The 11,706-nt window shown below is 62.5% G+C and carries 11 protein-coding genes, 1 tRNA gene and 1 pseudogene; 5 read left to right on the forward strand and 8 right to left on the reverse strand.

The annotated features are described in order from the left end of the window. The 3 genes from RMO18_RS03315 to RMO18_RS03325 form a co-directional block, all read right to left on the reverse strand. Positions 1-90, reverse strand: a tRNA-Ser gene (locus RMO18_RS03315). 312 nt (positions 91-402) lie between these two features. Further along, positions 403-1,500, reverse strand: a complete 1,098-nt coding sequence (gene ychF / locus RMO18_RS03320; protein ID WP_309663903.1) for a redox-regulated ATPase YchF — start codon at positions 1,498-1,500, stop codon at positions 403-405. Between the two features lie 29 nt (positions 1,501-1,529). Next, on the reverse strand, positions 1,530-3,116 hold the full coding sequence (locus RMO18_RS03325; protein WP_309663904.1) for a sulfatase-like hydrolase/transferase: 1,587 nt from the start codon (positions 3,114-3,116) through the stop codon (positions 1,530-1,532). Between the two features lie 196 nt (positions 3,117-3,312). On the opposite strand from RMO18_RS03325, the gene trpA reads away from it, so the two are divergent. Then, positions 3,313-4,104, forward strand: a complete 792-nt coding sequence (gene trpA, locus RMO18_RS03330) for a tryptophan synthase subunit alpha (RefSeq protein ID WP_309663905.1) — start codon at positions 3,313-3,315, stop codon at positions 4,102-4,104. On the opposite strand, the gene RMO18_RS03335 is transcribed toward trpA, so the two are convergent. Both RMO18_RS03335 and RMO18_RS03340 read right to left on the reverse strand, forming a co-directional pair. Beyond that, positions 4,096-4,569: a MarR family transcriptional regulator gene (locus RMO18_RS03335; protein ID WP_309663906.1), complete on the reverse strand. Its 474-nt coding sequence runs from the start codon at positions 4,567-4,569 to the stop codon at positions 4,096-4,098. The genes trpA and RMO18_RS03335 overlap by 9 nt on opposite strands. Continuing rightward, positions 4,562-5,707 (reverse strand): Acg family FMN-binding oxidoreductase, encoded by a 1,146-nt coding sequence (locus RMO18_RS03340; RefSeq protein WP_309663907.1) that lies wholly within the window; start codon positions 5,705-5,707, stop codon positions 4,562-4,564. The genes RMO18_RS03335 and RMO18_RS03340 overlap by 8 nt, the downstream gene beginning before the upstream one ends. 139 nt (positions 5,708-5,846) lie before the next feature. Here RMO18_RS03340 and RMO18_RS03345 point away from each other — a divergent pair, with 139 nt between their 5' ends. The 3 genes from RMO18_RS03345 to RMO18_RS03355 all read left to right on the forward strand — a co-directional run bounded on the left by RMO18_RS03345 (position 5,847) and on the right by RMO18_RS03355 (position 9,844). After that, positions 5,847-7,016, forward strand: coding sequence for an alpha-hydroxy acid oxidase (locus RMO18_RS03345; protein ID WP_309663908.1), 1,170 nt, complete (start codon positions 5,847-5,849; stop codon positions 7,014-7,016). A gap of 64 nt (positions 7,017-7,080) precedes the next feature. Continuing rightward, positions 7,081-8,448, forward strand: a complete 1,368-nt coding sequence (locus tag RMO18_RS03350; protein ID WP_309663909.1) for an aspartate aminotransferase family protein — start codon at positions 7,081-7,083, stop codon at positions 8,446-8,448. A 7-nt stretch (positions 8,449-8,455) separates the two neighbouring features. Further along, a complete protein-coding gene (locus tag RMO18_RS03355) occupies positions 8,456-9,844 on the forward strand; it encodes a glutamine synthetase family protein (RefSeq protein WP_309663910.1) in 1,389 nt (462 codons plus the stop codon). A 23-nt stretch (positions 9,845-9,867) separates the two neighbouring features. Here RMO18_RS03355 and RMO18_RS03360 read toward each other — a convergent pair whose 3' ends face one another. The 3 genes and pseudogenes from RMO18_RS03360 to RMO18_RS03370 form a co-directional block, all read right to left on the reverse strand. Next, positions 9,868-10,176, reverse strand: coding sequence for a DUF6522 family protein (locus RMO18_RS03360; protein ID WP_309663911.1), 309 nt, complete (start codon positions 10,174-10,176; stop codon positions 9,868-9,870). A 53-nt stretch (positions 10,177-10,229) separates the two neighbouring features. Then, on the reverse strand, positions 10,230-10,952 hold the full coding sequence (locus tag RMO18_RS03365) for a CbiX/SirB N-terminal domain-containing protein (RefSeq protein ID WP_309663912.1): 723 nt from the start codon (positions 10,950-10,952) through the stop codon (positions 10,230-10,232). Between the two features lie 55 nt (positions 10,953-11,007). Beyond that, positions 11,008-11,462, reverse strand: a pseudogene (locus RMO18_RS03370) (IS481 family transposase); the annotation flags it as partial. Between RMO18_RS03370 and RMO18_RS21045 the strand changes: the two are divergent. Beyond that, entirely contained in the window at positions 11,449-11,577 is a 129-nt protein-coding gene (locus RMO18_RS21045; RefSeq protein WP_405053995.1) for an integrase core domain-containing protein, read from the forward strand. The pseudogene RMO18_RS03370 and the gene RMO18_RS21045 overlap by 14 nt on opposite strands. The last annotated feature ends 129 nt before the right edge of the window (positions 11,578-11,706 follow it).

The raw sequence follows: 11,706 nt of genomic DNA on the forward strand, positions 1-11,706 counted from the left end.
TGGCGGAGGCGGTGGGATTCGAACCCACGATAGGGTTCCCCCTATGCTCAGTTAGCAACCGAGTGCTTTCGGCCTCTCAGCCACGCCTCCGACGGCTTTCATTTAGCGGGGCTGTCCGAAGGGGGCAAGAGGGAAAGGCCCGAAACCTGCCGCATCTTGTTTGTCAGGATGCAAAACCGCGGGAGGGGTGGTTCCGTGGCCTGCGGCATCGCCAGCAAGCGAGGCGACCCGCGCGGGCAAAGCGGCCACGTCGAGTTGCGCTCAGCCCTGATTCCCTTGGCAAGGTTAACAGGAGCGGAACGCACCGAGCGTGGAGACGGAAAGAAGACGCAAAGAAGACGGAAAGAAGATCACCGGGATGTGTCGATCATGGCCGGTTACTGCGGCGTTCTCAACACCTTGTCAGCCGCTGAACAGGAAATGCAGCACATCGCCATCCTTGACCTCGTAGGTCTTCCCCTCAACCCGGAACTTGCCTGCTTCCTTGGCGCCGGCCTCGCCGTTTCCGGCGATGTAGTCCTCGTAGGCAATCGTTTCGGACCGGATGAATCCCTTCTCGAAATCGCCGTGGATCACGCCTGCAGCCTGTGGCGCAAGGGTCCCTGCGGGAATCGTCCAGGCCCGCGCTTCCTTTGGGCCGACCGTGAAATAAGTTTGCAATCCCAACAGCTTGTAGCCGGCCTTGATCAGCCGGTCCAAGCCCGCTTCGTGCAGGCCCATCTCCTCGAGAAACATTGCCGCCTCGTCTGCGGCCAGTTGGCTGATCTCTTCCTCGATACGGGCGCTGATCACCACCGAAGCCGCGCCCTGCGCCGCTGCCATCACTGCCACCCGCCCCGACTGGGAATTGCCCGACGCGGCCGAGGCCTCTTCGACGTTGCAGACGTAAAGCACTGGTTTCGAGGTCAAAAGCTGCAACAAACGCCATTGCCGCAGGTCATCCGCCGCCACCGAAACCGTCCGCGCAGGTTGCCCATTTTCTAACGCTTTCAAAGCGTTGCGCAGCAAGCGGTCCTGATCGGCGGCGTCTTTATCGCCACCCTTGATCTTGCGCGCAAGGCCGGCCAAACGCCGCTCGACAGATTCCATATCCGCCAGCATCAGCTCGGTTTCAATGGTTTCGGCATCGGCCACCGGGTCGATCCGACCCTCGACATGGGTGATGTCACCATCCTCAAAACAGCGCAGCACATGCGCAATCGCGTCACATTCCCGAATGTTCGCAAGGAATTGGTTGCCAAGCCCCTCGCCCTTCGAGGCCCCACGGACCAGGCCTGCAATGTCCACAAAGGTCATCCGGGTCGGGATGATCTGCTTGGACCCCGCAATCACGGCCAGCTTGTCCAGACGCACATCGGGCACCGCCACTTCGCCCACGTTCGGCTCGATCGTGCAGAACGGAAAGTTCGCGGCCTGCGCCGCCGCCGTCCGGGTCAGCGCGTTGAAGAGAGTGGATTTGCCCACATTCGGCAGACCCACGATGCCCATCTTGAAACCCATCACGCCCTCCAGGACAGTTCGCGCCGCTTCTAGGTGGTGGCAGCGGTTTCCGCAAGGCGAGGGGCCTGCCCCCAAAGCAGTTTGCTGAGCCGTGCGTCGCCGACGATCATCGCATTTACCACGGGAACCCCGAATTCCTCCACCAGCGTCTGCGGGGCCGACAGCAGCGACCGGCCAAGACCGGCTGCCACCGGAACCTCGGCCCAGCCTAGCCATTCGAGCAATGAGGGAAATACGTCGATCATGCTGCCTGGCCGATCGATGACGTCGCCTTTGCGGGCGGCGTCACGCCAGAAGATCACCGAGTTGTAGCCCTGAAAATCCGTGCCCGCCGTGGGAAGCCCTGGCGTGTGGTTTAGGTGGTCCGACAGCAGCACCACCCGCAATTCACGCCCGCGCGCTGGTTGCGCTGCACGGATGTCGCGGATGAATTCCATCACCTCGGTCACACTGCAAGTGACGGCATGGGCAATGTCGTTGGTCGACCCGGTCTTGCCGGTCGTCGTCCAGCGTCGCGAAAGAATGCCTTTCGGACCATGCGGTCCGATGGTTTCAACGATCAGAGCGAAGGGCTTTTCGCCAACCGACAGATCGCGGCAGACCTCTCGGGCAGTTTTCAGCACCAGCTGGTCGTCCACAAGCCAGCCCGCGCGTGCCGCCTCGAATGTCGTCGCGGGATGGAGCGACTTGAGCTCCTGAAAGCCCGTCATATTAGTGATTTGATGAGTTGCGTACATGGCTTGAATGCCGCCAAAGCCCGTTTCACCACCGACCACATAGTGGCTGGCATAGCCTTTGCCGGCCAGAATATCGCCGAAGAACTGAACCTGCGGCATGAAGGCGGCAACATCCTCTGTCTTCTTGGCAAAATGCAGCCCGCGTGGCGCAACTGGAACGCCGGACTGTGAGGCAACCATACCGGCAAGGCTCCATCCCGTGCCGGCGATCTGACCGACCTTGGTAAAGCTCAGCCCTTCTGCCGCGAATTCCGCCAGCTCGCGATAGGTCTGGCCATAGATGGACGTGTCAGCAAAGCGCCGGTCGGTGCCTTCCAGATAGATGATCACAAGGTCCGGCAGCCTGGCATGATCGGCCACCAGGCGTGGCGTTGCCAGACGGTCAGGCAGGACGGATGTCACCGGGCCAAAGCGCATACGGGCCAAGGCATGCCGGGCAAACGGGTTGATTGCAAGAAGCACTGCCGCCACTGTTAGCGGAACCGCAACCTGAGCGTTCCACTGTCCGCCCAAGCCCCAGGTGGCGACCACGATCAACACTGCCGACGGGATCGCAGTCGTGATCTCGTTTTTCAGGCCTCCGATCGAGGCGCCCTGCATCCCGAAGTCCTTGTGGAAAACCACGGCGATCATATCAACGCGGCCAAAACTGCGGGCGATGGCCAAGGCGGGGATCAGCGCAATCGACGCCACGACAAGCGGAACATGCGCCGCCCCCGGCGCGGCCCAGTGATTGGTCCTACCTAAAGCAGCGGCGCCGATGACCGCCAGCAGCGCAATCAGGCCGGGCTTGTCCGGCTTCAGCCCGGGCCAGAGCACGACTGCCAAGGGCAGGATCAAGGTTAGCAGAAGAAGAGCAGTGATAAGGGCTGGCTGCATCAGTTTCCCTGCCCGTCGGCGTGGGCTTTGATGGCTTCGGGCTGGATAAAGCATTCCCTTGCGGGAGCTATCCTTCAGTCGGAAATATCGCCTGTGGGCCGTTGAAAGTACAACGCCAGGCCACAAAGGCCAGCGGGGCATTGATTTTCACCTCCCACCCGTGCAAACCCGGCAAGGATTATCAAGGGGGCCAGCCATGACACGGATCGACGACACCTTTGCCCGGCTCAGCGCCGCGCGGAAGAAGGCGTTTGTCGCCTATATCATGGGCGGTGATCCGGATGTTGCCACGTCGCTTGCCATCATGAAGGGTCTGCCGGGAGCGGGCGTTGATGTGATTGAACTTGGCATGCCCTTCACCGATCCGATGGCCGACGGGCCGACGATCCAGCTGGCCGGGCAAAGGGCGCTGGAGGGTGGCATGACGATGGACGCCACGCTGCAGATGGTGCGGGATTTCCGCAAGGATAATGCGGCGACACCAATCGTGTTGATGGGCTACTATAACCCGATCTATTCGCGCGGGGTGGACCGGTTCCTGGATCAGGCGAAAGCGGCCGGGATTGACGGGCTGATCGTCGTCGACCTGCCGCCCGAGGAGGACAGCGAACTGTGCTTGCCTGCACAGGCCGCCGGACTGAACTTCATCCGCCTCGCCACCCCAACGACAGATGCCAAGCGGTTGCCGAAAGTGCTGCAGAACACCTCGGGTTTTGTCTATTACGTCTCAGTCACCGGCATTACTGGGGCGGCGGCGGCGGTGGCGACCGATGTGGCCCCCGAGGTGGCGCGGATCAAGGCGTCCACCGATCTGCCGGTGATCGTGGGCTTTGGTATTTCCACCCCCGATCAGGCGCGCGCCATTGCCAGCGTGGCCGATGGCTGTGTGGTTGGTTCCGCCATCGTCAAGGATATCGGGGCCGGCAAGCCGGTGGCCGAGGTGCTGGCCAATGTGGCCGCACTTGCCAAGGGCGCGCATTCAGCGTGACCTTTGCTCTGGGTCGGGGTCGCGCATCTGGTCCATGATTTGGCGCAGGTCGGTCAGGACGGGTAGAGTTTCTGCCAGCCGCAGGGCAGGGAACCGTGCCGCAAGGTCGGCCAGATCGGGGGTCATGCCGCTGATGGCGGCTTGCCGAAAGGTCCGGCCCGCATCCGTGATCCAGACGCATTTCGACCGCCCGTCTTGCAGGTTAGGGGCCAACCTGATCAACCCGTGGCGTTCCAAAACGGCCAGGCTATGCGTCATCGAGGTTTTCGGCACCTGAAAGGCGCGGGCCATTTCCAGCGGCGTTCGGCCGTCCTTTACACGGATCAGATGGTTCAGAACGGTAAACTGCGACAGGGTAAAGCCGTCGGGCAGCCGCGCCTCGAACAGGGCGCGGCTCAACTGCGCAAGGATGCCCACTTCGGTGAAAAAGGCAAAGTACGTCTCCTCGGGCGTAGTGTCAGGCATTCACGATCTTTGCCTCCAAAGGCCAGCGCGGGCTGGGGTCTACGACCGGACCATAGCCGATCCGCGCCAACATCTGAACCGTGCCGCCTGCCGGCGCAAGTTTGGCGTGGAGTTTGGCGTAGTGCCCGACCATCTCGGGGTATTCCTGCAGGGCTTGGCTCAGCGGTTGAAACGCAATCCCAGCTGCGGTGGCTGCCAAGTTCACGCGCAGCCAATCTGCCCCGGTGGCAAGCTGGTCGGCTCGGCTGTTGCCCTGCGTCACCAGCCAGATATGCCCCATGGCCGTATCGGTGTTGGCGTAGACCGCCTCCAGCCCGGCCTTGTAAGCCTGTGACGACGTATCCGACGCGGCAGCCCGAGTGAACATTCCGGTGGCGCCCATTACCTCGAACAATGGCCCGGTGAAGTCGATGCCGTCAGGGTTGGCATCGACTTCGGCCCGCCCGATGCGGAACAGGTCCACCGATTCCTGATAGGTGCGCGGCGTTTCAATCTCGATCCGAAGTGCTTCATGGGTGAACGCGCGCCAATTGGCGACTTCCGCGGCGTCAAGCGTGCCGCCGAAGCGCGCGGCACTGACAGCCGCGCCAATGATAGCCAGCGTGTCGGCGGGCAGCGGGCGGGCCATGTCGTAGGGTTCTTTCGTTGAGCGACGTGCCAATACATGGGCAAACAGCGGGTCGGGCGTTACTGTTGGATCTGCCACAAACACTGCGCGGGCAATTGGGCGCTGGTCCAGCCCCTCGGGATTTTCGCCGTCGGGAAACGGAGTGATCGTCACGCGCTGACCATCATGGTTGGCCGCCATTCGCAGCAGTTCCAGAAAGCAGCCCAAACCGATGGTGATCTGGCGGTTCAGTGGGTCGGTGCTGGGCAGTAGCCTGGCTGTGTCGACAAAAAGCGTCACCACCCCCGCTTGGCGCAGGTCGACCAACCAGGGCTGACGGTTATGCGGGTTAGGTGCCAACAGCGCGTAGGACAGCGCGCGGCGGCGGGGTTCGGTTTCGATGCCAGCCTCGGCCCAGGGAAGGGTGGCGGTACGGGGTTTGCGGCTGGCAATCGCCCCAAGTGAGCTAGTGGCGGCAAGAATGACGCCGCCTCCGATCAGGGCAAGTGTCTTGCGACGCGTTAGTGTCATGGTGGACTCCCTAATAGTGCGATGAGGCACTATATAGTACGATGTCGCACTACAATCAAGTCCCACACGCGAAGTCTGAGTGGATTGCACTGCGTGCGTCAAATTGGTAATAGAAGATGACCAATTCTCGGAGGCCACTATGCCCGTCATCACCTGCATCGACGATCTGAAGCGGATCTATGCCCGTCGCACCCCCAAGATGTTCTACGACTATGCCGAAAGCGGCAGTTACACCGAGCAGACTTTTCGCGACAACACCAACGATTTCAGCCGTATCCGCTTGCGCCAGCGCGTTGCACGCGATCTGTCGGGACGGGTGCTTGAGACGTCGATGATCGGGCAGAAAGTTTCGATGCCGGTGGCGCTCGCCCCAGTTGGCAGTACCGGCATGCAATGCCCCGACGGCGAGATCAAGGCCGCCCGCGCCGCTGCCGCCTTTGGCGTGCCGTTCACCCTGTCGACGATGAGCATCTGTTCCATCGAAGACGTCGCTGCCGCCAGCCCGACGCCGTTCTGGTTTCAGATCTACGCGATGCGCGACGAGGATTTCGTCGATGCGATCATCGAACGCGCGCGGGCGGCGAAGTGCTCGGCACTGGTCGTGACGCTGGATCTGCAAATCCTTGGGCAACGGCACAAGGACCTGAAGAACGGCCTGACCAGCCCACCGAAGCTGACGCTGCCCAATCTGATCAACATGGCCACCAAGCCGCGCTGGGCTTTGGGCATGCTTCAGACCCCTCGTCGCAGCTTTCGCAACGTCATCGGACATGTGAAGGGAGTAAAGGACCTGTCGAACCTGACGGCTTGGGCCAATGAACAGTTCGACCCTAAACTCGACTGGTCCAAGGTCACCCGCATCCGTGACCAGTGGGGCGGCAAGTTCATCCTCAAGGGCGTACTCGATCCTGACGACGCGCGCATGGCCGCGGATGCCGGGGCGGATGCGATCATCGTGTCGAACCACGGCGGGCGGCAACTGGACGGCGCGCTCAGTTCTATCCGCGCCCTGCCATCGATTGTCCGTGCCGTCGGTGACCGGGTGGAGGTGCACATGGATGGCGGCATCCGTACTGGGCAAGACGTGCTGAAAGCGGTCGCGATGGGGGCTAAATCCACCTACATTGGCCGCTCTTTCATCTACGGCCTGGGCGCAATGGGGCAGGCCGGGGTGACCAAGGCGCTGGAGATCATCCAAAAAGAACTCGACATCACCATGGCGCTGTGCGGCGAGCGGAACATTAAGGATCTTGGCCGCCACAACCTGCTGGTGCCCAAGGATTTCGAGGGGGACTGGGCGGACCAATAGGCGCGCCCTTGCCTTTTGATCAAATTCTGACGCATAAGCAGAGGGCAACCAAGAGTTTCGCACCATGTCTGCCGATCTGATCGCCGGTGTCCGCCAGGACCGTCTTGAGACCCTCACCGCGCGTGAGGCGCGCCGCTTTGCCGCCAGCCGCCCGCTGTCGGCCTCTGCGATGGCCAAGGGCGCGGGCGTGTTCCTGTCCGGCGTGCCGATGCACTGGATGACCGATTGGCCAATGCCGCATCTGCCGCTGATCGCCCATGCGACGGGCGCGCGCATCACTGATATCGACGGCTATGGCATCGACGATTTCTGCCTGGGTGACACCGGCAGCATGTTCGGCCATTCCCCCGCACCGGTTGCCAAGGCGATTCGCAAACAGGCGCGTCTGGGCCTGACCTACATGCTGCCGTCCGAGGCGGCGCTGGAGGCAGGGCGGCTGCTGACCGAAACCTTCGGCGATTTTCGCTGGCAGATCGCCACCACCGCCACAGATGCCAACCGCTTTGCGCTGCGGGTCGCCCGTGCGGTGACGGGCCGGCCAAAGGTTCTGGTGTTCAACGGCTGCTACCACGGCACAGTGGATGAGACGATGGTCACCCTGAAGGGCAATCGCACTATCACTCGGCCCGGCCTGCTGGGCCAGGTGACCGACTTGGCGAAAACCGCCGTCTGTTGCGAATTCAACGATCTGGCTGCGGTCGAGGCGGCCCTCGAACGCGGCGATGTCGCCGCGATCCTGACCGAACCGGTGATGACCAATTCCTGCATGGTGCTGCCCGAACCGGGGTTTCTTGACGGCCTGCGCGCGGCTGCAACCCGGCATGGCGCGCTCCTCATCATCGACGAAACCCATACCATCTCCACCGGTCTTGGCGGCTTCAGCCGCGTTCATGGCCTGTCCCCCGATATCTTCGTTGTCGGCAAATGCGTGGCGGGCGGAATGCCCACCGCTGTCTGGGGCCTGACGCCAGAGGTTGCGGACCGTTACCTGGTGGCCAATGCCAACCGTGCCTCGGGCCATTCCGGAATGGGCACCACGCTTTCCGCCAACCCGATGCAGTTCGCCTGCCTTGTGGCCACGGTTGGCAAGGTAATGACCGCCGAAAACTACGCCAAAATGGATGCGGGTGCCGCCCGGCTGGCCGATGGCCTTGCTGGCGTGATCGCACACCACAAGGCGCCATGGCATGTCGTTCGTGTCGGCGCGCGGGTGGAATTCATCTGCGCCCCCGGGCCGTTGCACAACGGCGCCGAAGCGGCGCTGGCGCATCAGCCAGCGGTCGAGGCTGCGGTGCACGTGGCGCTGCTCAACCGTGGCACCCTGATTGCGCCGTTCCACAACATGATGCTGGTCAGCCCGGCCACCAAGAAACGCCAGATCGACAGGCTGATCGCCAGCTTTGACGAAATCCTCACCGACCTTTTTGCCTGAGTTTCATATGACCAATATCAGCCCCTCCGGATCCACCATGGCGGAAGCCGAAGCCTTTCTCGAAGCTCACCCCGAGATCGAGGCTTTTGACATTATCCTGCATGACGCCAACGGCATCGGCCGAGGAAAGATCATCCGCCGCCATGAACTTTTATCCTTTTACAACAATGGCCGGCATCTGCCGATCTCGATCCTCGGGTTGGATATCTGTGGCGAGGACGTGCACGAGACCGGCCTGATCTGGGACCAGGGCGATGGTGATCTGCGCGCATGGCCAGTTCCCGGTACGCTGAAGCCGCTGCACAATACCCAGCCGTTGCGCGGCGAAGTGTTCATGTCGATGTATTCGCTGGACGGCATGCCGATGACTTCCGACCCCCGCCACGCGCTGCAACGGCAGGTCGATGCGTTGGCGGCCGACGGTCTGTATCCCTCCGGTGCATTCGAGCTGGAATTCTTCCTCCTCGCGCCCGAACGCGATCAGCATGGCAAGATGCAGCCCGCCCGCGATGTGCTGGACGGCCGCGTATCCAACAAGACCGAGGTCTATTCGGTCGATCACCTGCACGGCATGCTGCCTTTGTTCAGTGACGTCTACGCCGGGGCGGCGAAGGCCGGGATCAAGGCGGAAACTCTGATTTCGGAATACGCCCCTGGCCAGTATGAACTGACCCTACATTACCGAACGAACGTGATGCAGGCCGCCGACGACCTGATGCGGCTAAAGCGGATCGTGCGCGCGCAGGCCCGCGCGCATGGCGTGGTCGCCTGCTTCATGGCCAAGCCGAACGAGGATTACGCCGGCTCCGGCATGCATTTCCACGTCTCGATGATGGATGGTGCGGGCAAGAACGTGTTTGTCGAGGCCAAGGAAGGCCTCTGGAACCCGGTCATCCTGCATGCGCTTGGCGGGTTGAAGATGACGATGGGCGAAAGCATGCTGGTCTTCGCGCCGCATGCCAACAGCTGGCGCCGCTTCGCCAGCCAATCCTACGCGCCGGTCAGCCCGACCTGGGGGGTCAACAACCGCTCGGTCGCGTTACGCATTCCGGCCGGCGACATCAAAGCACGGCGGATCGAACATCGCCCGGCGGGCGTGGATGCCAACCCTTACCTTGTGGCTGCAACCGTGCTGGCTGGCGTGCGGCACGGGATGAGGAACCAGATCGATCCCGGGCCGGAAACCGCCGGCAACGGCTATGAGGACACCGGCGATCAGGTGATCCCGGTCGATTGGCGCTCAGCCATCGAAGCGGCGAAAGCCTCGGCATTCCTCAAGGCCGCGCTGGGCGAGGACATGCACCGTACCTTCACCGCGATCAAGGCGGCGGAATACGCCCGGGTGATGCGCACCGTATCTGAAGTGGATTTCGATCTGTACCTGCATACGGTCTGAAGCCACGCGCCCTGTCAGATGGCTCAGGTGCCGCTGAACCGGCTTTGGAAAAGCACGTGGCCACTGTCGTCCACGGTGAAGCGGACGCGCAGCGCGCCATGCCGGAAGGTCACGCGAAACCGCCCGGCATCGGCATCTTGCCCCTGTTCGGACAGGCAGCTGATCTTGCCCTTTCGCATCAATTCCGGCACGTCGGCTGCCGGTAGGCCCAGAAGTGGACCTAGATCCGCCGCGTCGATGATGAAGCCATCTGCGCTGCGCTGCAGTTTCGCAACCTTGCGACCCGGCATGGCGGATGCGGTTTGTGCGACGATCGGATCGGTATCTTCCACCAAGGTTCACCCATTTGGGCCAAAGCGCCGGTCAATCGCGGCGAGGGTTAGCTTCAGCCGCGTTGCCAGCGGCAGTCAACGGCGCAGACCTCGCGCGCAGCGAGGATAGCCTGAGCGACGATTCCGGGCACGCGGGAATCGAGGCCAACTGGCGGCAGGATTCGGCCGGCAAACCCGGCCGCTGCAAGGGCTGCTGGAATATCTTCGGTCACATGTCCGCCCGCCGCGGCAAAGAAGGGCAAGCACAGCGCGCCGCTGCCAAACCCGATGGCCGCCTGAAGTTGCGGAAGCTGATCGATGAACGCAGCCTCGACACGGGTGATCCCGGTCTCGACGCGGATCCGCTCCGCCACATGCTTCGCAATGTCGGAAGGGACCGAGGACTTGAAAGATCCATGAGCGGCCAACAAGAGTTCAGCCTCGGGATGGCCCCGCTCCGCCTCGGCGGCCAACGCCACTGTCAGATCATGCACTGCCGGATCACAGCCAAACGGTTCCAGAATGCGCCAGCCGGTGATCTTTGCCGCCATCAGGCGCGCAGGAATCTGCACCCGTGTAAACCAGCCCCCGGCCATGAACATCGGGAAAATCACGCCCGCAGCCATGGCACCGGCTATGGTGGCCAACTCCTCGCCCTGGGCAAGCGTGACCGACCGCACATCCCAGCCGGGAAGATGCCCGGCCACGTGGGCAGCAAGCCGTGCCAGTTCCGCCGCCGCTGGTAAGGGATCAGAAGGTTGGCCATGGGCGACAATCAGGGCGCTATGCTGTGTCATGCCGCAAGACTTGACACAGCGCCTGACCGGGTCAACCCCTGAAAGCGTAGATTGCCTAACTGTTCAGTCCCGGCATCTGTTGGATCGGGTTTAGGATGAATCGATCCGGCTCTGATGTCGGGATTTTGCAGATGTATTCGCAGGGCGTGAGACCGTTCAGGGTCTTCAGCCTTCGCGCGAAGTTGTCGGCTGCGAGGACGTCGGCTTCGAGCATGGGCTGCAGGAACTCCCAGGCGGTGCGCCTGTCGGCTGTTGCGACGAGTCGGGCGGCGACAAACTTGGCGGTCCGGTCAATGCCCACAAAGAGACAGAGCTTGCCCTCGGCGGTCTGTACCTCGGCGATGTCGATGCGAACCGAAGGCCCGCGCAGCGAAAGAACCCGATGGGGTAGCGCTTGAACTTCTGGCGCTTGGGTTTGTCGCCCTCGACATCTGGCAGGCGCGGGATGCCGTGCCGTTGCAGGCTGCGATGCAGCGCTGACCGAGTCAGGTGCGGGATGGACGGCTGCACCCAGATCGACACCTGGAAGGAGAATTACAACCGCCACAGGCCCCATTCCGCCCTTGGGAATATCCCACCGGCCGAATTTGCCATGAAAATGACCCTGGAAATGCGGGCCGCCTAGGCCCAGAAATCAACCCAAGGACTCTCCCCAACCCCGGAGGGAATACGGGGCTCAGGTCACAGGGTTGATGCCCAGCTGCCGGCTCAACTGCGCGAGCATTCGGGGCCACCCTCGAACCGGTGGCGGGCC

It is taken from the genome of Tabrizicola sp. (assembly GCF_031377265.1).
Classification (GTDB): domain Bacteria; phylum Pseudomonadota; class Alphaproteobacteria; order Rhodobacterales; family Rhodobacteraceae; genus JAUYQR01.

Excerpts from the sequence above, each read along its gene's own strand:
- ychF (WP_309663903.1), bottom strand. The coding sequence starts at position 1,500 with ATGGGTTTCAAGATGGGCATCGTGGGTCTGCCGAATGTGGGCAAATCC.
- RMO18_RS03325 (WP_309663904.1), bottom strand. The coding sequence starts at position 3,116 with ATGCAGCCAGCCCTTATCACTGCTCTTCTTCTGCTAACCTTGATCCTG.
- trpA (WP_309663905.1), top strand. The coding sequence starts at position 3,313 with ATGACACGGATCGACGACACCTTTGCCCGGCTCAGCGCCGCGCGGAAG.
- RMO18_RS03335 (WP_309663906.1), bottom strand. The coding sequence starts at position 4,569 with ATGCCTGACACTACGCCCGAGGAGACGTACTTTGCCTTTTTCACCGAA.
- RMO18_RS03340 (WP_309663907.1), bottom strand. The coding sequence starts at position 5,707 with ATGACACTAACGCGTCGCAAGACACTTGCCCTGATCGGAGGCGGCGTC.
- RMO18_RS03345 (WP_309663908.1), top strand. The coding sequence starts at position 5,847 with ATGCCCGTCATCACCTGCATCGACGATCTGAAGCGGATCTATGCCCGT.
- RMO18_RS03350 (WP_309663909.1), top strand. The coding sequence starts at position 7,081 with ATGTCTGCCGATCTGATCGCCGGTGTCCGCCAGGACCGTCTTGAGACC.
- RMO18_RS03355 (WP_309663910.1), top strand. The coding sequence starts at position 8,456 with ATGACCAATATCAGCCCCTCCGGATCCACCATGGCGGAAGCCGAAGCC.
- RMO18_RS03365 (WP_309663912.1), bottom strand. The coding sequence starts at position 10,952 with ATGACACAGCATAGCGCCCTGATTGTCGCCCATGGCCAACCTTCTGAT.
- RMO18_RS21045 (WP_405053995.1), top strand. The coding sequence starts at position 11,449 with ATGGACGGCTGCACCCAGATCGACACCTGGAAGGAGAATTACAACCGC.